Origin of the sequence: Streptomyces sp. NBC_01257 (assembly GCF_035917255.1) — a bacterium.
Lineage (GTDB): Bacteria > Actinomycetota > Actinomycetes > Streptomycetales > Streptomycetaceae > Streptomyces.
The window spans coordinates 1,652,102-1,671,972 of record NZ_CP108472.1; the positions used below are offsets into that span (position 1 = coordinate 1,652,102).

Here is a 19,871-nt window from a genome sequence, read left to right on the forward strand (position 1 = left end):
AAGTTGAACAGAACCCGTTCGCGGATCGCCGGGTGGCAGGGTGAGCCGCATGGACGGTGGTGACCTGGTGCGCTCGGTGAGATTGGTCGGTTCGAAGCAGGGGCTGCGTACGGTGCGCTCGGCGTGGCGGCGGGTGCGGGCGGATGCGCGGGCGCTGCCCGTGCGCGGTCCGGAACGGGCCCGGGTCCCGGGGGCCGTGGTGGCGGCGGAGCCGGGGCCGGGGGGCGGGGTGGTGAGGTTCGCCCGTTCGGAGCTGCGCATCCGTGTGGCGGTGGGCGGTGCGGTCTTCTGGGGGTGGGACGGTGCTGAGCCGCTGCCTTCGTACGCGCTGCCGGGGGCTGCTCCCGACGCGGATCCGCGGGCCGTGCTGGAGCCGGACAAGGACGGCGGCTGGCAGGTGGTGTCGGAGCGGCTGACGGTGGTGGTGTCGCGTCACGGGGCGGTGGAGCTGCGGACGCCGGGCGGGGTGCTGCTCCGGCGGGAGCTTCCGCCCCGGTGGTGGGAGCCGGTGGCCGGCGGGCCGGCGCGGTGGGTCCAGCGGTCCGAGGTTCCCGCGGACGCGCGCTTCTTCGGGCTGGGCGGGCGGGCCGCGGGTCCCCGGCTCAGGGACGGGGTGTACCGGCTGTGGAACACGGATCCGGGCGGGCGGTTCGGGCCGGAGGACGATCCGCTGTATCTGACGATGCCGGTGCAGATGGTGGTCTCCGACGCGGGAACGCATCTGGCGTTCCACGACAACCCGTGGGCGGGCCGGGTGACGTTGTGCGAGGGCGAGGAGGGGGCGGGCTCCGGGCATGACCGGCCGGGGACGTCCGAGGTGCGGATGGACGGGGGGCCGCTGCGCTGCTGGGTGGTGGCGGGTACGCCGGCCCGGGTGCTGCAGGGGTGGTCGGCGCTGACGGGCGCCCCGGCGCTGCCGCCGTCGTGGGCGCTGGGTCCGCAGCATGCCAGGTGGGGCTTCGGGAGCGAGCAGGAGGTGCGGCGGATCGTGGCGGGGTACCGGGAGCGGGGGCTGCCGCTCCCGGTCCTCCATCTGGACATCGACCACTGCGACGCGCACCGGGTGTTCACCGTGGACCGTGAGCGCTTCCCCGATCTGCCGGGGCTGGCCGAGGAGTTGCGCGAGGACGGGGTGCGGCTGGTGTCGATCGTGGACCCGGCGGTGGCGGCGGTGCCGGGCGACGCGGTGTTCGACACGGGTGCGGCGGTGGGGGCTTCGGGGGCGTTCGTCCGGGACGCCCGGGGGCGGACCGTGCGCGGGGAGGTGTGGCCGGGTGAGTGCGTGTATCCGGACTTCACCGATCCGCGGGTGCGTACGTGGTGGGGCGGGCTGTACGAGGAGCGGCTGGCGCAGGGCTTCTCCGGTGTCTGGCACGACATGAACGAGCCGGTGTCGTTCGCTGCGTTCGGTGACCCGACGCTGCCCCTCTCCGCGCGGCACTGCCTCGAGGGGCGCGGTGGTGATCACCGCGAGGCCCACAACGTGTACGGGCTCGCGATGGCGCGCGCGGGTTATGAGGGGCTGCGCCGGCTGCGGCCTGACGAGCGGCCGTTCCTGTTCTCGCGCTCGGGCTGGGCCGGGATGCAGCGGTACGGCGGCACCTGGTCCGGCGATGTGGCGACCGGCTGGCCGGGGCTGCGGGCCTCGCTGGCGCTGGTGTTGGGTCTCGGGCTGTGCGGGGTGCCGTACTCGGGGCCGGATGTGGGCGGGTTCGACGGGTCGCCGTCGCCCGAGCTGTATCTGCGGTGGTTCCAGCTGGGGGCGTATCTTCCGCTGTTCCGCACGCATGCGGCGATCGACGCGGGGCGCCGGGAGCCGTGGGAGTTCGGTCCGGCGGTGCTCGACGCGGCGCGGGAGGTCCTGGTGGAGCGGGAGCGGCTGCGTCCGTACTGGGTGACGCTGGCGCAGCTGGCCCGGCTGACCGGTTCCCCCTATGTGCGCCCGCTGTGGTGGGCGGCTCCTGGCGACCGGGCGCTCCGGGAGTGCGAGGACGCGTTCCTGCTGGGGGACGCGTTGCTGGTGGCGCCGGTGCTGACGCCGGGGGCCGGGCAGCGGGCGGTGCGGCTGCCGCCGGGGCGCTGGTACGACACGGTGAGCGGTGCGGTGTACGAGGGTCCGGGTCAGGTGATGGTCGACGCGCCGCTGTCGCGGGTGCCGGTGCTGGCGCGGGCCGGTGCGGTGATTCCGGTGCGGGGCGCGGACGGCGGGCTGGAGCTGGAGGTGTGGGCTCCGGCTGCGGGGCGCGGCGGGGGCGGCTCGGTGGTCCGTGACGCGGGTGACGGCTGGGAGCCGTCGGTGGTCGAGCGGTACACGAGCCGGTTCGCGGACGGGCGGGTCGTGGTGGAACGGGACGGTGAGGAGGGGCTGGTGGACTGTCCGGTCCGGGTGCGCGGGGTCTGAGCGGGGCCGCGGTCAGCGGTAGCGGCCCGCGAACCAGGAGCGGACCGCCTCGGTGTGGAGGGGGAAGGCGAGGGGGGCGGGGGCGTGGAGGACCGCGTACCCGGAGGTCTCGTCGGTGGGTGCGGACGGCGGGAGGGCGGCGGCCGGGCGTTCGGGGAGCAGCCCGAACAGGAGCAGGTGTCCGTCCGGGTCGCTGAGGGCGTCGGCGAGGCGGACGTCGTCCCGTTGGGCCTCGATCCCGGTCTCCTCGCGGAGCTCGCGGACGACCGCGTGCCTCCAGTCCTCGGCGTGGTCGATGAATCCGCCGGGGAGGGCGGTGCCGCCGAGGCTCGGTTCGATGGTGCGGGTGATGACGACGAGTCCGGTGCCGTCTGGACCGGTGACGGGAAGCAGGGCGACGGCGACCGGGAGGGGGTTGCGGTACGCGGTGTCGCCGCAGGCGGTGCAGGTGCGGGGCCAGGCGTCCGGGGACGCGAGTGAGGCGTACGGGGTTCCGCAGCTGCCGCAGTGGGAGTGCTTCACGGGCTCCTCCGGTTTCGGGGTTCCGCGTTGCCGCGGACACGCGCGGACTGTATCCGATCGGCCACCCGGGACGGGAGGCCTGATGGACGATGTGCTCATGACAGGTATTGCTTCCGCTTTCCGTGTCCTGGCCGCCACCGCCGCCACGCTGCTCGCCGTCACCGCCGCCGCCCCGGTGGCGCAGGCGAAGCCCGAGCCGAAGGCTCCCCGGGAGTTCGTCGCGTTGCGCTCGGTGGATCCCACGATCATCCAGGAGATGCGCTACCCCACCGGGCACGACTTCATGGGCACACCGGTGGACGGGTACCGCCAGTCCCTCTGCATCCTGACCCGGCCGGCCGCCGAGGCCCTGCACCGCGCCCAGCTCCGGCTGCTGCGCCAGGGCTATTCGCTCAAGGTGTACGACTGTTACCGGCCGCAGCGGGCCGTCGACCACTTCGTGCGGTGGGCGAAGGATCTCGACGACGAGACCATGAAGGGCGAGTTCTATCCGCAGGTCGACAAGACCCGGCTGTTCGCGGACGGTTACATCGCGGAGAAGTCCGGCCACAGCCGGGGCAGCACCGTCGACCTGACGCTGGTGCGGCTGCCGGCCCTGCCGACCAGGCCGTACCGGCCGGGCGAGGAACTGGTGCCGTGCTACGCGCCGCAGGCCGATCGCTTCCCTGACAACTCGGTGGACATGGGCACCGGCTTCGACTGCTTCGACACGCTCTCGCACACGGACGACCCGCGGGTCCAGGGCGTCCAGCGCGCCAACCGCCAGTTCCTCAAGAAGACCCTGACCGACGCCGGATTCGTGAACCTGGCCGAGGAGTGGTGGCACTACACCTTCAAGCCGGAGCTGTTCCCGGACACCTACTTCGACTTCCCGGTGGCCAGCAGGTCCGTCGCCGGTCACCGATAGGGCCCGCCTCCGACAAGGAAGAGCGGGCGGCTGGGACCACCCCCGTGGATTCCAGCCGCCCGTTCTTCTTCTCGGACGCGGATCGGCCGTATCCGGTTGCCGCCCCAGCCATTACGGTGCCGGTATGTCACAGCAGACGTTCGATTCGTACGAAGAGTTCTGGCCCTACTACGTCGCGATGCACTCCCGGGCCGCGACCCGCTGGGTCCATCTGACCGGCACCCTGACCGGTCTCACGATCGCCGCCTACGGCCTGGCGCGCGGCCGCAGGCGGTACCTGGCGGCGCTGCCGCTGATCGGATACGGGACCGCCTGGCCCGCCCACTTCCTGATCGAGAAGAACAACCCCGCCACGTTCGGTCATCCCGCCTGGTCACTGCGCGGGGACGCGCAGATGATCGGGATGATGCTGGCCGGCCGCGACCACGAGCTAGCGGAGACCGCTGCCAAGTGGCTCGCCGACAACAGCTGACCGTGGCACACTTCTGACGTTCCGTCAGATCCAGTGCCGGGAGGGGCTTTGCCGCGCAAGCGCATACCTGTGGTGGCCGGGTGGTTCACCGAGGACGGTCCGGAGGAGGAGTTCCGGCTGCTGGGCACCCGCTGCCCGCTCTGCTCATCGGTCTTCTTCCCGCCCCACAAAGGTTTCTGCCGCAATCCGGCCTGTGCCGGCGAAGAGCTGGCCGAGGTACCGCTGTCCCGGCGCGGCACGGTGTGGTCGTACACCGACGGGCGTTACCGGCCACCCGCCCCCTACCTCTCGGATCCCGGGGTGCCCTGGCAGCCGTACACGCTGGTGGCCGTGGAGCTGGCGGCCGAGCGGATGGTCGTGCTCGGTCAGGCGGCACCCGGCGTCGGCGTCGGAGATCTCGCGGTCGGGATGACGGTCGAGGCCGTGCCGGGTGTCCTGGACACGGGCCCCGGTGACGACGACGGCACGGTCCGGACCACCTGGCACTGGCGGCCGGTGTCCGACGGTTCCGGGGAGGGTGCGGCATGAGCGGGGACGTGGCCGTCCTCGGGGCCGGAATGCACCCCTGGGGCAAGTGGGGCCGCAGTTTCGTCGACTACGGCACCGTGGCGGCCCGTAACGCGCTCGCGGACGCGGGCGTCGAGTGGCAGCACGTGCAGTCCGTCGTCGGGGCGGACACCGTGCGCGGCGGCTATCCGGGCTATGTGGCCGGGGCGACGTTCGCGCAGGCGCTGGGCTGGCAGGGCGCCCGCGTGACGAGTGTGTACGCGGCCTGCGCGTCGGGGGCCCAGGCCGTCAACACCGCCAGGGCGCAGATCCTGGCCGGCATGGCGGACGTGGTGCTCGTGGTGGGTGCGGACGCGGCGCCCAAGGGGTTCTTCGCCCCGGCGGGCGGCGACCGGCCCGACGATCCGGACTGGCTGCGGTTCCGCGTGCTCGGTGCGACGAACCCCGCGTACTTCGGGCTGTACGCCCGCCGCCGGATGGCCCTGCACGGGGACACTCCTGAGGACTTCGCGCTGGTCAAGGTGAAGAACGCGGCGGCCGGCGCGCTGAATCCCAACGCCCGCTACCGGGCCCCGGTGACCGCCGAGCAGGTCGCCGCCTCCGCGGTGGTGGCCGATCCGCTGCGTCTGCTGGACATCTGCGCCACCTCCGACGGCGCGGCGGCCCTCGTCCTGTCCAGCATGGATTTCGCCCGGCGGCACGGGACCGCGGACCCGGTCCGTATCCGCGCCGTTTCTACCGTGACGCCCACCTACCCCAAGGCCGTGCTGGACCTGCCGGACATCGCGACCGACTCGGCCGTCGCCGCACAGCCCTCGCCCCTGAGCTTCCGCGCCTCGATCGCACAGGCGGCGTACGAGGAGGCGGGCATCGGTCCCGGGGACCTGTCGCTCGCGGAGGTGTACGACCTGTCCACCGCACTGGAGCTGGAGTGGTACGAGGACATCGGGCTGTGCCCGCCCGGCGAGGGAGCGGGTCTCGTCCGCTCCGGGGCCACGGCGCTCGGCGGACGTATTCCGGTGAACCCGAGCGGCGGACTCGCCTCCTTCGGCGAGGCGGTACCGGCCCAGGCCATCGCCCAGGTCTGCGAGCTGACCTGGCAGTTGCGGGGCGCGGCGGGGGAACGGCAGGTTCCGGGAGCGCGGGCCGGGATCACGGCGAACCAGGGGCTGTTCGGTCACGGTTCCGCCGTCGTGGCGGTGCGCTGAAGCGGCATCCGTCACCGGCACGTGCCGTCAACAGCGTTTGTTGTCCGCGTCCTTGACGACCCATCAAGCGCGGTGAACACTCCATTCCCAGCCGATGCCGTCCTCCCACACACGGCGGCCGGCTGGTCCCACGCTCGTCACGGTCGCCGGGCGGGGCACGGCTCCTGCCTGCTCCCGGCCTCCGTAGCCATGGAAGCGCCCGGCGAAACCCGCCGGACAACCACTGGGAGCGCCATGAGCAATGGAGACATCTTCACCGGGGAAGTCCTCGGAACGGCCATCCTCATCCTCTTCGGCGCCGGCGTCTGTGCCGCCGTCACGCTCCACCACTCGAAGGCCAGGGCCGCCGGCTGGGTCGTCATCGCCTTCGGATGGGGCTTCGGCGTACTGGCCGGCGCCTACACCGCCGCCCCGCTGTCGGGCGGCCACCTCAATCCGGCGGTGACCGTCGGCATCGCCGTCGACACCGGCGAGTGGGACAAGGTCCCCGTCTACATCCTGGGTCAGCTGACCGGCGCGGTCATCGGCGCGGTGCTGGCCTGGCTGACGTACTACGCGCAGTTCCGCGCCAACGCCGACCAGGAGACGTCCGGGCCCACGCTCGGCATCTTCGCGACCGCGCCGGAGATCCGGAACCCGGTGGCCAACCTCGCCACCGAGATCATCGCGACGGCCGCTCTGGTGCTGCCGATCCTGGCCTTCGGGAAGAACGCGGGAATCGGGATCGGACCGGTCGCGGGGGCCGGCGCCGGTATCTACGGCTCCGGGATCTCCGTACTCCTGGTGTCCCTCCTCGTGGTGGGGATCGGCCTCTCGCTGGGCGGGCCCACCGGCTATGCCATCAATCCGGCCCGTGACCTCGGTCCCCGGCTGGTGCATTCGCTGCTTCCGATACCCAACAAGGGCACGTCCGACTGGGGTTACGCCTGGATACCGGTCGTGGGGCCGATCGTGGGCGGGCTGCTGGGCGGGCTCGTGTTCAACGCCGCGTTCTGAGGCCTGGGCCGGAAGGATCCGACGGACAAGGGGACATCATGACGAACAGGTTTGTCGCCGCCATCGACCAGGGCACCACCTCCAGCCGCTGCATCATCTTCGACCAGGACGGTGCCGCCGTCGCCGTCGACCAGCGCGAGCACCGGCAGATCTTCCCCCGGCCCGGCTGGGTGGAGCACGACGCCTCCGAGATCTGGACCACCGTGCAGGCCGTCGTGGCCGGCGCCCTGGACCGGGCCGGACTGCGGGCGGACCAGCTCACCGCCCTCGGCATCACCAACCAGCGCGAGACGACCGTCCTCTGGGACCGGGCCACCGGGCTCCCCGTCCACAACGCCATCGTGTGGCAGGACACCCGTACCGCCGCCCTCTGTCACGAGCTGGGCGGCGCCGACGGGCAGGACCGGTTCCGCGCCACCACCGGCCTCCCGCTGGCCAGCTACTTCTCCGGGCCCAAGGCGGCCTGGCTGCTGGACCACGTGCCCGGCCTGCGTGAACGGGCCGAGCGGGGCGAGATCGCGTTCGGCACCATGGACTCCTGGCTGATCTGGAACCTCACGGGCGGCACCGACGGCGGCGTCCACGTCACGGACGTGACCAACGCGTCGCGCACGATGCTGATGGATCTGGAGACGCTCCGGTGGGACCCGTCCGTCCTGGCGGCCATGAACATCCCGGAGGCGGTGCTGCCGGAGATCAGGTCCTCGTCCGAGGTGTACGGAACGGCCGTGGGCGCGCTGGCCGGGGTGCCGGTGGCCTCCGCCCTGGGCGACCAGCAGGCCGCCGTCTTCGGGCAGGCCTGCTACGACCCGGGCACGGCCAAGAACACGTACGGCACCGGCAGTTTCCTGCTGCTCAACACCGGGAACCGTCCCGTGCCGTCCAAGAACGGGCTGATCACCACGCTGGGCTACCGGATCGGCGACGAGCCTCCCGTCTACTGCCTGGAAGGGTCGATCGCGATCACCGGGGCGCTCGTCCAGTGGTTCCGCGACCAGCTCGGGATCATCGGCAGCGCGGCGGAGATCGAGACGCTGGCGGAGAGCGTCGAGGACAACGGCGGGGCGTACATCGTGCCCGCGTTCTCCGGGCTGTTCGCCCCCTACTGGCGCTCCGACGCCCGGGGCGTGATCACCGGTCTGACCGGCTATGTCACCAAGGCGCATCTGGCCCGCGCCGTCCTGGAGGCGACCAGCTGGCAGACCCGTGAGGTCGTCGACGCGATGTACCAGGACTCCGGGGTGCCGATCACCACGCTCAAGGTGGACGGCGGCATGACCGCGAACCGTCTCCTCATGCAGCACCAGGCCGACGTGCTGGGCGTTCCGGTGATCCGGCCGAAGATCTCGGAGACCACCTGCCTGGGCGCGGCGTACGCGGCGGGGCTCGCGACCGGGGTGTGGTCGGGGCTCGACGAGCTCAAGACGCACTGGCAGCGCGATGTGGAGTGGCAGCCCCGGATGGAGCCGGAGGTCCGCGAGCGCGAGTACGGCAACTGGCGCAAGGCTGTGGAGCGGAGCCTCGGCTGGCAGGACGAGGCCGGCGGGCGGTAGGGAGCCGACGCTCCCCGTCCGTCCCATGGACGCGCGGCCCGTACCCTCGTCGGCGGGGGTACGAGCCGCGTTCCGCTGTCCGGACGGGGCCGGCGTCCTACGTCGTGGCGGGCTCGCGGAGCCGGTCCACCCGGGCCACCGCGTGTTCCACGACGGCCACCAGCACGTCCCGTACGGACGACCGGTCCCGTGCGTCGCACATGAGCACCGGCACCTGCGGATCCAGGTCCAGTGCCGCCTGCACCGTCTCGGCGGGGAAACGGCCCGCGCCCTCGAAGCAGTTGACCGCGACCGCGAACGGGATCTCCCGCCGCTCGAAGTAGTCGACCGCCGCGAAGCAGTCCTCCAGGCGGCGGGTGTCCGCGAGGACGACCGCCCCCAGCGCACCCTGTGCGAGTTCGTCCCAGAGGAACCAGAAACGGTCCTGCCCCGGGGTCCCGAAGAGATACAGCACCAGGTCCTCGCGCAGCGTGATCCGCCCGAAGTCCATCGCCACCGTCGTCGTGGTCTTCGCCTCGACCCCGTCCAGGTCGTCCACCGGACGCCCTGCCTCGCTCAGCATCTCCTCCGTACGCAGCGGTCTGATCTCGCTGACCGCTCCCACCAGGGTCGTCTTGCCCACTCCGAAGCCGCCCGCCACCAGGATTTTCAGGGTAACGGGCTCCACGGGCCGCCTGCTGCGGCTAGAGCGCCCGAAGGCCATTGATCACCTCGCGAAGAATGTTCACGTCCGGCAGCTCGGCCGGCGGAACGGGACGGGTTACGTGCACCAGCTCGTCCTCGACGAGGTCACCGACCAGGACCCGGACCACCCCGACGGGGAGGTCGAGACCGGCCGCGAGCTCGGCGATCGACTGGGGCATGTCACTGCAGAGTTCGACGATCTCCACGTGTTCCGGGGAGAGCATCTGGTCCCTGCCGGGGTCGTCCGCCGCGGGTTCGGGCATGACGATCGCGATCAGGTCGAGGCGATGCCGGGACGCACTGCTGGTGCGTCCCCTGGTCATCGCGTAGGGGCGCACCACTGGTCCCGCGTCGGCGTCGTACCAGCGCGAGGACTGCGGGTCGCCGGGGGTCTCCGGAGTGGGGGAGGTATCGGCGCTCATGCCATCCACTCACCCTCCGGAGGGCAGACCGGTCGTCCGGGGAGCGTTGGCCAGGTGGGCACCCACGCGCTTGACCATCAGCGTCATCTCGTACGCCACCTGCCCCACGTCCGAGTCCGAGTCGGCCAGTACGGCGAGACAGCTGCCGTCGCCGGCCGCGGTGACGAAGAGGAACGCCTCGTCGAGCTCGACGACCGTCTGCCGGACCCTGCCCGCGTCGAAGTGGCGGCCGACGCCCTTGGCGAGGCTGTGGAACCCGGAGGCGACGGCGGCCAGGTGCTCACCGTCCTCCCGGGTCAGGTCCTTGGACGCGCCGGTGGGGAGACCGTCGCTGGAGAGCACCAGCGCCTTGCGGATGCTGGCGACGCGTTCGACGAGTTCGTCCAGGAGCCAGTTGAGTTCACCCGACCCCTGTCGTGCGGAGTTGAGTGCTGAGGCGTGCGGTGCGGTCATGGACCGTCCCCTCCCGAAGTGGTTCCTTGAGCTGTGTCGCCGGGGCCGGTCACGTCCTCGGCGTTCTGCAGGCGTCCGCGCTGCCAGCCGCGCTGGAGCGAGGCCATGCGGCTGCGTACCTCGTCCGCGTCCCGCTCGATGTCCTCGGCGCTCTCCACCGGATCCGGCCCGGCGGTGTGCGCCGAGCCCTCGCGGAGCTGCGGGGCGAGGCTGGCCTGCCGGATGCGGCGGGGCAGTCCGCCCACGGTGTCGGGCGCGGCCTGCCCCGACGGCACCGACGACGCGGACGGCACGGCTGATGTGGAGGACCGGGGCGCCGGTACCGACGGCGTGGCGGGCCCGGCGGGTGTCCGGAAGCCGCTGGGCTGCCGGGGCTCGGTGGGGCGGCGCCGGTCCACGGACGGGACGGGGCCGGTGGCGGGGCGGGCGGGCTCCTGCTCGGCGTTCGACGGGTGGGCGCGGCCGCTCTCGTCGACCCGGCGGCCCCGGTCGGTGACGAGGGTCGGCGGGGTGCGGCGGGGCAGCGGGCGTACCCCGTCCGGCCGCAGGGCCCGCACACCGTCCGGTCCCGCCGTGTGGTCGGCGGCTTGCTGGTGCTGCTCGTGGTCGCCTTCGCGCCGGAGTTCGCGGGCGCGGAAGATGCCGCCTCGTTCGCTCTCGGTGTCGTCCAGGTCGGAGACGCCGTCGAGTGCGGGGTCCAGGCCCCGGCCCGCGACGGCTTCGAGGACCGGGTCACGGTCGAAGTCCAGCGGTGCGACCGGTCCTTCGAGCTCCACCGGACCGTCCAGCAGGGCCGGGTCCGCGAGCCCGCTGGGGACCGGTGAGAGGCTGCCGGGCCGCTCCGGCGGGCGGGCGGCGGTGAGCCGGCGGTCGGAGGAGTCCTCGCCCCGGCCGTCCTTCCGGGCGCTGCCCGGCCTGCTGCTGGCGATGGCCTTCTCGGACCTGCGGTCGAGGCGGAATCCGCTCCCGTGCGAGTCCGGGGCGTCCGTGAGCAACGGTGCCGGGATGAAGACGACGGCGGTGGTGCCGCCGTACGGGGAGGTCTGGAGCGACACCCGGACGTTCTGCCGTTGCGCCAGCCGGCTGACGACGAAGAGGCCGAGCCGGTCGGTGTCCGAGAGTTCGAACTCGGGGGTCTCGGCGAGCCGGAGGTTGGCGTCCAGGAGCACCTCGGGGGGCATGCCGAGGCCGCGGTCGTGGATTTCGAGGGTGAAGCCGTTGGCGACCTGCTCGCCGTGCACCTGGACCGCGGTGTGCGGGGGCGAGAACACCGTGGCGTTCTCCAGGAGTTCGGCGATGAGGTGGGTGAGGTCGGCCACGGCGGGGCCGCCCACGCCGATCCGCGGGAGCCTGCGGACCTCGATGCGTTCGTAGTCCTCCACCTCGGCGACCGCCGCGCGCACCACGTCCATGAGCTGGATGGGCTTGCGCCACTGCCTGGACGGGGCGGCTCCGGAGAGGATCACGAGGCCCTCGGCGTGGCGCCGCATCCGGGTGGTGAGGTGGTCGAGGCGGAACAGGTCCGCGAGTTCGTCGGTGTTCTCGGTGCGGCGCTCCATGGTGTCCAGGAGCGTCAGCTGGCGGTGCAGGAGGACCTGGTTGCGTCGGGCGAGGTTGACGAACACCTCGGAGACGCCGCGGCGCATGTCCGCCTGCTTGACGGCCGCCTCGACCGCGGCGCGCTGCAGGGTGTTCAGTGCCTGGCCGACCTGGCCGATCTCGTCGCGTTCGTAACTCAGGTGCGGGGACTCGGTCTCGACGTCGACCTGTTCGCCGGCCGCGAGCCGGCGCATCACGCTCGGCAGCCGGACCCCGGAGACCTCGTGGGCGTCCTTGCGCAGCCGGGAGAGGTCACGGACGAGTTCGCGGCCGATGCGCACGGAGACGAAGACGGAGACGAGCAGGGCCAGGAAGCCGAGGACGCCGGCGACCCCGGCCTTGATCAGGACGCCGTAGCCGGCGGGCCGGCCGCGGTCCTGGAAGCGGTTGTTCATCTCCGTCGAGTCGTTGGCCAGCCGGTCCAGGACCGGTGGGGCGACCTGCTGCCAGCGGGCGGCGTCCAGCGCGCGGGAGTCGCGGGTGGCGCCCTGGGCGATGAGCTTGTCCTCGGCGGTGCGCAGCGGTTCGCTGTCGGGGCCGGTCCAGTACTGCTCGACGCGGCGGCGCTCGGACTCGGGGAGGACCTGGAGGTTGATCTCGTACAGCAGCTCGCGCTTGGCCACGAGGTCGGAGACCTGCCGGAGCTCGGGGGCGGTGAACCGCCCCGCCAGGAGTCCCGAGGCGACCAGCGCGTCTTCCCTGGAGAGCATCTCGCGGGCCCGTGAGACACCGGTCAGCGCCCGGACCTGCTTGTCCATCGAGACGTTCTCCATCGTGTGGAGACCGGTCAGGAAGAGGTAGCAGGGGTCGATGAGGCGGTTGTAGTAGTCCATCGCCTTCGCCCGGCCGATGGTGCGCCGGTCGACGGAGTCCCGGAGGGCGTCGAGTTCCTCGACGGCGCCGAGGATCGAGCCGAGCTGCGATTCCGCGTCGGTGCTCAGGGCGTCGCGGATGTCGTCCTGCTGGGCGCTCGTGTTGACGCGTTCCACGACGCGGTCGGTGACCACGCGCTGCCTGCGCAGGACCGGCAGGGCGTCGGACGCGCGCGGGTCGGCGAGGAAGACCAGGGTCTGGCGGCGCTCGTTCTGGACCGCCCTGACCGTGTCCTCCAGGGGGTGGCCGACCTTCTCCACGACGGTGCTCGCGCTCAGGAGCTGCCCGGCCTCACGTCCCGTGAGATAGGTGGCGAAGCCCCAGAGTGCGGTGAGGGAGACGAGCGGCACCAGAAGCAACGCCACGATCTTCCTGCGGATGGACTTTCCGCGAAAGCGCATGGCCTCCCCCAGCTCGGCCCCGCGGTGCGGGAATCGTGTTCCGTCAACAAACGGCGCGAGCCTACTACCGACACACAGACAACTCGAAGGCATGTCCGGACGATTTTCGGCCGCCTTACTGGGAGTTGACCATGACTTGTCCCGGTATTCCGGGAGATGAAATTCGCGAAAGCGACAGAAGAGGCCCGCCAGAGCGGCATATTCCTCCCCGCAGCGGTTGGCTGGAACTCTTCGTTCCGTGCCATTCCGAGGGAATCTTCACGGACCGGCACTCGTCTGTCTGTACGGGGGCAGGAGAGCTGCAGAGGTGCACTTGAGCAGGACGGGACAGTCCGTCCGCGTAGAAAGGGTGCATGCGGGGCAGCAACCCTGAAGTCGGACAGTGGTGGGGAGTTGAAAGTCGTTGGACACGCAAGCGCGTCATGGCGCGGCGCAGGCGTCGCAGGCCCGGGCTGCGGAAGAGGCCGGCGCCGCGGACCCGGGAAAGCAGGGCCCGCCGGTCATTCCCCGGCAGCAGCTCTGGTTCGAGGAACCGGCGCTGCGCCGGCGGATGCCGGATCCGGTACGCAGGGCCGCCGTGCGGGCGGTACTCATCATGTCGCTGACACTCATCCAGGCGATGGTCGCCTTCCTCGCCTCGTTGGCGGGGTCCTGGCTGGCCTTCCCGATGGTGCTCAGCAGTGTGGCCAGCACGGTGGTCGCGACCTGGTCGGTGCTGGACGTGTGGGTCACCCGCCAGGTGTGGAACCAGCGCAACGGCGTGGTGTCGGTCCCGAGCAGTTCGGCCCGGCAGCTGCGCCGTGAGCGGCGCAGGGCGAGGCGGGCGGCGCGGACCGCCGAGCGGGACGGCACACGGATACGCCGGCAGGACCCGGGGCACCGGCTCTCCCGGGCCTGACCGCGTCCCGCCCTCCGCCCCGCTCGCGCCGGACGTGGGTCCGGCCCGGCCGCCGGGGGTCCGCGGCTACGGGGCCGTGCCGGGTTCCGCCGCGGTGCGGGGCTCGCCCTCGCTGCGGGCCGCGGGCACGTCCGGCTTCGCCGCGGTCCGCTTGAACATGCGGGTCGCGGTGATCTCCCCGTGGACCGTCTCGGTGCCGGGGTCCTGCTGGGGCAGCCCGGGGCGCAGGTGCTCCTCGACACTGATGTACTTCAGTCCGGCCCGCAGGTCCGCGTCGTTGCGCAACCTGATCACCAGCGGGAATTCGGCGAGTGCCGTCGTGTCGAAGAGGCCGGTGGTGTAGAGCAGCTGGACGCCCAGCGCATCCGACACCGCACGCTGGAGCTCCAGCAGATACGTGGCGTTGGCGCGGCCGATCGGGTTGTCGAGGAACAGCGTGCCCGCGTGGCGGTGCTGGTGCCGGTCCTGGCCCCGGTCGTTGCTCCGCAGGGCGGCCATCGTGCAGTACAGCGCGATGGCCGCGGTGAGCAGCTGACCGCCGGAGAAGACGTCGCCCATCTGTCCCACCGGCACCCGCTCGGCGCGGAGCACGGCGTCCGGCTTGAGGATCTCCACGGCGATGCCGCGGGGCTCCAACGCCGCCTGTACGCCGCGCAGCAGCAGGGACATGCCGTCGCGGCGGAGGTCGGAGTTCTTCTTCAGGGCCGCCTTGGTGGCCTCGTCGATGACCTCGCCGAGGCGTTCGGTGAGGGTGGCCTGGTCGGGTTCCTCGAAGCGGATCCGGAGGAATTCCTGTCCGGACCACTCCCCCAGGCCCTCGGGGAGCCGGGAGAGGCGCTGGGCGGAGCGGAGTGTGGTGAGCGCGGAGTCCACCAGCCCGCGCAGCCGGTCGACGATGGAGTCGCGGTTGCGCTCCAGCTGGGCCAGTTCGTCGGTGAGGACCCGCAGCCGGGGGGCGAAGGCGGTCGCCCACTTCTCCGCGTGCTCGGGCAGCGCGGCGGCCGGGAGTTCGCGGATCTGCTGGCGGGCGGGGGTGCGGACCTGTTCGTAGCGGGTGGAGTTGGCGTGCCGGACGAGGATGTCGCTCGCCTCCCGCACGGCCGCTTCGGCGGTGGACAGGTCGGCGGCGCAGCCGCGCAGTGAGCGGCGGGCCTCGGCCGCGGACTGCCGGGCCTCCTCCAGGCTGCCCGGGTACGGCTCGGGGGTCTCGGGCTCGTCCTCCGTGCCGTGGTCCCTCAGCAGGTCCCGGAGGAGCGCGGCGGTCTCGTCGAAGCCGCCTGCCGAGTCCTCGGCGGTGCGGTGGGCGTGGAGCAGTTCGGCGTGGGCGGCCCGGGCGGTGTCCAGGGCGGCGGTGGCGGCGGCGAGCTCGGCCGTCGCGGTGCGCAGCAGCGTCTGGGCCTGTTCGGCGTCGGCCGGGACCTGGCCGTCGGGGAGTTCGGTGTGCAGGCTCTCGCCGTCGTCGGGCGCCAGCCGCTCGGCCTCGCCGCGCAGGCGGCCCAGCTGCTCACTGGCGGCCGAGGCGCGCGTCTCCAGGAGCTGGACGAGGGATTCGGCGCGGGCGGCGGCGGCCTGCCGGGACGGGCCGTCGGCCCCGTCCGTGCCTTCCAGGAGGAGGGCGGCCCGGGTGCGGACCTTGTTGGTGAGCCGGTCGAGTTCGGCCAGTGCGGCGCTCTCGTCGCTCTCCGCGCGGGCCTGTTCGGCGCGCAGGTCGGCGCCGACGCCGACCTTCTCGTAGAGCTGGGACGCCGCCCGGTAGGCCTCGCGCAGGGCGGGCAGGGCGTGCCGCGGGGCGTCCGCATCGGGCTCCGGGAGGTGCTCGGGGGCTCCTGCGATCTCGGCCCGTTCGGCCCGCAGGGCGCGGGCGGTGCGGCGGGCGTCGTCGGCGGCGCGCTGGGCGGCCCTGCGGTCCTCGTCGGCGGCGCGGGCGCGCTCCAGGCAGACGGTGGCGCGGGCCTCGGACTCGGCCGCCTCGTCGACCAGTTCGCGCAGCTTCGCCTGCCAGCCGGCCCGTTCGCGCAGCCGGAAGGCGAGTCCGGCGAGTGCGTCGGCTGCGCGGCGGGCGCGCTGGGCGGCCTCCTGGCGCTCGTCGCGGACCCGGGCGGTGTCGGCGGCGGCCTCGTCGGCCTCGGCACGCACCGTACGGGCCTCGGCGAGGACGGCCTCCGCGGTCTCGGCTGCCGCGCGGGCGGTGCCGGCCGCTTCGGCGAGTTCGGTGAGCATGCCGGGCGGGCAGTCGGCGCGCCAGGAGCCGATGCGGGCGGCGAGCGCGCGGTCCGCGGCGAGACGGGCGGCCAGGGTGCGGATGTCCTCGTCGCGGGCCGCGGTCCGGCTGCGGAGCGCGTGCCGCTCCTCGTCTGCGGCGTGCTCGTCGTGCATCGCCGGGTTCGGCGGGACGAGGAACACCCCGTCGGTGTCGGCGGATCCGGTGCCGGGGTCCGGGACGGGGGCGAGCAGGGCTGCGGCGGTGCCCACGGCCACGGCGGAGCGCGGCAGCAGGGCGGCGGCACCGAGGACGTCACGGGCGCGGGTGTGCGCGTCCGGGTCGGTGATGACGACGCCGTCGACGAGCTCGGGGCGGGCCGCGAGTACGGCCGCGTGGTCGGCGGGGTCGACGGCCTGGGCGAGGTAGCGCCAGCCGGGCAGCGCCGGAATGCCGTGTTCGCCGAGGTATTCGACGGTGGCGAGAACGTCGGGGCCGGGCGGCAGCAGTCCGCCGTCGCCGAGGGCGCCCAGGATGCGGGAGTCGTCGGCTGCCGCGGTGCGCAGTTCGAAGAGGCGCCGTTCGGCGGTGGCCACGCCCTGGTCGAGGAGGTCCCGCAGTTCGTCGGCGTTGCGGTCGAACTCGTCGGCGGAGAGGGCCTGTTCGGTGGTCGCGGTCGCGTCGGTGTGGGTGGCGGCGGGCGATCCGGGCCCGTCAGCCGCGGAGGTGGCGGACGTGCCCCGGTCGCTCCGCTGCTGGTCCTCGGCGCCGTCCGGAGCGCCGGGCGCGCCCCGGCGGGGCCGGGGAACTCCGCCCGCCGTGGGCAGGCCGAGCAGATCGGCGAGACGGTGGTCGGCCGCGATCGACTCGGCGGCCCTGAGCTCGGCCTCGTAGGCCTGTTCCGAGGCCCGGGCGCCGTCGGCGGCGCGGGCGGCGGCGAGTTCGGCCCGGCTCTCGGCGGCGGCGGCCTGCCTGGACCGGTCAGCGGCGGCTCCGGCGGCCTCACGGGCGGTGTCCCAGGCGGCCACCGCGGACTTCTCGGCATCGTTCGCGGCGAGCGCGGCGCGGGCCGGGTCCGCGTTGGGCGCGGTGTCGTCCAGCCAGCCCGCCCGGACGGCTTCGGCGGTCTCCTGCTCCACCTCCGCGAGGCGCTGGCGCAGGTGGCCGGCCTCGCTGCGGGCGCGCTGGGCCTCGGTGGCGGCGGTGGTGGCGTCGCGGTGGGCGGCCTCGCCCGCGCTCTGGAGGGTGTCGGAGCGCTCCTCCTCCTCGTTGGCCACGCTCTCGCCCGCTTCGGCGGCGGTGTGCAGGGCCCGTACGAGATCGGCGGCGGCGGTGGCGCGGGCGGCGAGGGCCGGGGCGGCGTCCCGCTCGGCCTCGCGGATCGCGACGGCGACGCGGGCGGAGCGGTCGGCCGCGGCCCGGTGGCGGAGCACGGCCTCGGCGGCCTGCCAGGCGGAGTGCAGGGTGCGGGCGTCGCCCAGTTCGCGGCGCTGGGCGGCGGCGCTCTTCTCGGCCGCGGTCAGGGCCAGTGAGGCGTGCCGGTAGGCGAGTTCGGCGGCGATGAGGGCGCTGCGGCCGCGGGTCTCCTCGGCACCGGTGACGGTGTGGGCGGCGCCGGTGACCTGCTGGGCGAGCTCCGCGGTGCGGCCGCGCTCCAGTCCGGCGCGGGCGGAGAGCCGGCGGGCCAGGTTGCGGGTGCGGCGTTCGGCGCCGGCGTGGATGTCCCGGGTGCGGGAGCGCGTTCCGGCGGCCTCGACGATGCGGCCGAGCAGGTCGACGGAGCCCGCGGTGAAGTCGCGTTCGGCGGTGAGCTCGGCGCGGCGGCCCAGCTTGTTGCCGAAGCCGCTGACGAGGTCGGCGAGGCCGTCGGTGTCACGGGTGTCGGTGACGGCGCGCAGCAGCAGGTCGGTGAAGTCGGAGTCCTTCTTGACGGCGAAGAGTCCGGCGGCCTCGCCCTCGTCGGCGTTCATCTCGCGCTGGTAGCGGAAGAGTTCGGGGTCCAGGCCCAGGTCTCCGAGGTGCTCGTTCCAGCGGTCGTGGATCTCCTCCCAGTGCACGTCGAGGTGCTGGTAGAACTTGCCCGCCTCGGTGAGCGCGTCGCGGAAACCCTTCATGGTGCGGCGCCGGCCGCGGGCGCCGGAGACGCCTTCGGCGGGACGGCCGACCGAGGTGGCCTCGGCGACGGGCAGCGAGTCGAGGCTGAGCCCGGGCCCGGGGCGGAAGGAGTACCAGGCCTCGGCGAACTTCCTCGGGTCGTTGGAGACCTGGCGTCCCCGCCACTCGCTGACCTTGCCGACGACGACGCATTCGCCGGTCAGGGTGTGCTGCCACTCCAGCGCGACGTGCCCGCAGTCCTCGGCGAGCAGGAACTTGCGCAGGACGCCGGAGCTCGCGCCGCCCAGGGTGTTGCGGTGGCCGGGCAGCATCACCGAGAAGATCAGCTTCAGCAGGACGGACTTGCCGCCGCCGTTCTCCAGGAAGAGCACCCCGGCGGGGGCGGGGCGGCGCGGCGGGCCGACCGGCTCGTCCTCGAAGAACTCCGCCTGTGCCGGTGCGGGGTGGGGCACGGGCTCGCCGACTCCGCGCAGGTCAAGCACGGTGTCGGCGTAGCGCGCACCGGCAGGCCCGATGGAGTAGAGGCGGACCCGGGACAGCTCGTACATGGCGGCGGACTCTCGTCGTTCGGACAGCGGGAAGGCGATGTCGGTGGCGGGGCCGGCAGTGCCGGGCCCCGGGCGGCGGGGGGGGCCGGTCAGCTGTGGAAGGGCAGACCGGCGTCGGCCGCCAGCTCCAGGTCGTCGGGGTCCGGTGGCGGCAGCAGCGTCGCCGATCCGTCGGTGACCGGCACCACGCCCAGCTCCAGCAGTTCGGCCATGGCGGCGCTGCCGGCCATGTCGCGGACCTGGAGCTGGTAGCGGGCGGTGGTGCGGAAGGCGCCTCCGGCGTCGTCCCCGGTGCGCTGGAGGAAGCCGGAGTCGGTGAGGAAGGCCACGGCCTTGCCGACGATGCCGGTGGTGGAACCGGCCAGCCGGCGGGCGTCCTTCGTCGCGCCGGTGGCGCTGCGCCGGGCGTAGATCCGCCAGCTCGCCTCCAGTCCGGGGGCGTCACTGGCCGGGTCGGTGTTGTCGCCGTGCTCCTCCGCGCGCTCCTCCAGCCGGTGGCAGGCCTGGCGGACGAAGGCGTCGACGCCGTTGACCGTGATCCGGCCGATGTACGCGTCGTCGGCGAGGTCCTCGGGGCGCGGGAAGGCCATCGCGGCGACGGCCAGATGGGCCAGGCCGTGCAGGAAGCGGTCGGCGGAGTCCGAGGAGGCCCGGCGGGCGTAGTCACCCATGCGGACGGCGAAGACCGAGTCCTCGCCCGCCGTCACGGCCATGCCCGCCCGGGTGGACACCTCCAGCACGACGAGGCCGAGACCGGTGGCGACGGCGTCGGCGAGCCGGGCGAAGGCGGACTCCTCCCGGTAGCGGCGCAGCAGTTCGGCGTATTCGGCGTCGCGGGCCGGCAGGAGCTTGGGCTGGAGCCCGAAGGCGACGAGCCGGGCGGCGTCGGCGGCGTCGGCCGGGGTGACGACCGCCGAAGCCGGCTGTGCCGCCGGCCGGTCGGCGGGGTGCGCGGCCGCCCGGTCGGCCGGGTGTGCGGCGGTCGGGTCGCTCCACGCTTCGGCGTGCTCTGCGCGGTGGTCGCTCACGACGTTCGCTCCTTGTTGCGGAAAGTCTTCGGTACGGGATGAACGACGGCCGGGGTGGCGGCGGCCGCCGGCACGGGCCCGGCT

Annotated in this window: 15 protein-coding genes; 8 read left to right on the plus strand and 7 right to left on the minus strand. The window is 73.3% G+C overall.

Annotation, left to right across the window (positions count from 1 at the left end):
* Window positions 1-49 precede the first annotated feature (49 nt).
* The gene (locus tag OG408_RS06675) at window positions 50-2,401 is read left to right on the plus strand and encodes a glycoside hydrolase family 31 protein (protein ID WP_326668847.1); all 2,352 of its coding nucleotides are present in this window, start codon (window positions 50-52) and stop codon (window positions 2,399-2,401) included.
* Between the two features lie 12 nt (window positions 2,402-2,413).
* Here the strand turns inward: OG408_RS06675 and OG408_RS06680 are convergent, their stop codons facing one another.
* On the minus strand, window positions 2,414-2,923 hold the full coding sequence (locus OG408_RS06680) for an NUDIX domain-containing protein (RefSeq protein WP_266776374.1): 510 nt from the start codon (window positions 2,921-2,923) through the stop codon (window positions 2,414-2,416).
* A 97-nt stretch (window positions 2,924-3,020) separates the two neighbouring features.
* Between OG408_RS06680 and OG408_RS06685 the strand changes: the two genes are divergently transcribed.
* From OG408_RS06685 to glpK, 6 genes are all read left to right on the plus strand, one after another.
* On the plus strand, window positions 3,021-3,830 hold the full coding sequence (locus tag OG408_RS06685) for a M15 family metallopeptidase (protein WP_266776376.1): 810 nt from the start codon (window positions 3,021-3,023) through the stop codon (window positions 3,828-3,830).
* A gap of 124 nt (window positions 3,831-3,954) precedes the next feature.
* The gene (locus OG408_RS06690; protein ID WP_266776378.1) at window positions 3,955-4,302 is read left to right on the plus strand and encodes a DUF962 domain-containing protein; all 348 of its coding nucleotides are present in this window, start codon (window positions 3,955-3,957) and stop codon (window positions 4,300-4,302) included.
* A 48-nt stretch (window positions 4,303-4,350) separates the two neighbouring features.
* Window positions 4,351-4,830 carry a Zn-ribbon domain-containing OB-fold protein gene (locus OG408_RS06695; RefSeq protein WP_326668850.1) on the plus strand — a complete coding sequence of 160 codons (480 nt, stop codon included), beginning with the start codon at window positions 4,351-4,353 and terminating at the stop codon, window positions 4,828-4,830.
* Entirely contained in the window at window positions 4,827-6,017 is a 1,191-nt protein-coding gene (locus OG408_RS06700; RefSeq protein ID WP_266776382.1) for a lipid-transfer protein, read from the plus strand. Before OG408_RS06695 ends, OG408_RS06700 begins: the two co-directional genes overlap by 4 nt.
* 234 nt (window positions 6,018-6,251) lie before the next feature.
* Window positions 6,252-7,013, plus strand: coding sequence for an MIP/aquaporin family protein (locus tag OG408_RS06705; RefSeq protein WP_266776384.1), 762 nt, complete (start codon window positions 6,252-6,254; stop codon window positions 7,011-7,013).
* A gap of 38 nt (window positions 7,014-7,051) precedes the next feature.
* Window positions 7,052-8,566 (plus strand): glycerol kinase GlpK, encoded by a 1,515-nt coding sequence (glpK, locus tag OG408_RS06710; protein ID WP_326668853.1) that lies wholly within the window; start codon window positions 7,052-7,054, stop codon window positions 8,564-8,566.
* Between the two features lie 97 nt (window positions 8,567-8,663).
* Here the strand turns inward: glpK and OG408_RS06715 are convergent, their stop codons facing one another.
* The 4 genes from OG408_RS06715 to OG408_RS06730 are packed head-to-tail and all read right to left on the minus strand — an operon-like array spanning window position 8,664 to window position 12,998.
* Window positions 8,664-9,269 (minus strand): GTP-binding protein, encoded by a 606-nt coding sequence (locus OG408_RS06715; protein ID WP_266776388.1) that lies wholly within the window; start codon window positions 9,267-9,269, stop codon window positions 8,664-8,666.
* Window positions 9,250-9,672: a DUF742 domain-containing protein gene (locus tag OG408_RS06720; RefSeq protein WP_266776390.1), complete on the minus strand. Its 423-nt coding sequence runs from the start codon at window positions 9,670-9,672 to the stop codon at window positions 9,250-9,252. The genes OG408_RS06715 and OG408_RS06720 overlap by 20 nt, the downstream gene beginning before the upstream one ends.
* Before the next feature lie 9 nt (window positions 9,673-9,681).
* Complete coding sequence (locus OG408_RS06725; protein ID WP_266776392.1) at window positions 9,682-10,125, minus strand: roadblock/LC7 domain-containing protein; 444 nt, start codon at window positions 10,123-10,125, stop codon at window positions 9,682-9,684.
* Window positions 10,122-12,998 carry a sensor histidine kinase gene (locus tag OG408_RS06730; RefSeq protein ID WP_326668857.1) on the minus strand — a complete coding sequence of 959 codons (2,877 nt, stop codon included), beginning with the start codon at window positions 12,996-12,998 and terminating at the stop codon, window positions 10,122-10,124. The genes OG408_RS06725 and OG408_RS06730 overlap by 4 nt, the downstream gene beginning before the upstream one ends.
* Before the next feature lie 550 nt (window positions 12,999-13,548).
* On the opposite strand from OG408_RS06730, the gene OG408_RS06735 reads away from it, so the two are divergent.
* Entirely contained in the window at window positions 13,549-13,896 is a 348-nt protein-coding gene (locus tag OG408_RS06735) for a hypothetical protein (RefSeq protein ID WP_323178038.1), read from the plus strand.
* Window positions 13,897-13,962: 66 nt separating this feature from the next.
* On the opposite strand, the gene OG408_RS06740 is transcribed toward OG408_RS06735, so the two are convergent.
* Both OG408_RS06740 and OG408_RS06745 read right to left on the minus strand, forming a co-directional pair.
* On the minus strand, window positions 13,963-18,759 hold the full coding sequence (locus tag OG408_RS06740) for a hypothetical protein (protein ID WP_326668858.1): 4,797 nt from the start codon (window positions 18,757-18,759) through the stop codon (window positions 13,963-13,965).
* Window positions 18,760-18,848: 89 nt separating this feature from the next.
* On the minus strand, window positions 18,849-19,787 hold the full coding sequence (locus OG408_RS06745; protein WP_266776398.1) for a hypothetical protein: 939 nt from the start codon (window positions 19,785-19,787) through the stop codon (window positions 18,849-18,851).
* Window positions 19,788-19,871 lie beyond the last annotated feature (84 nt).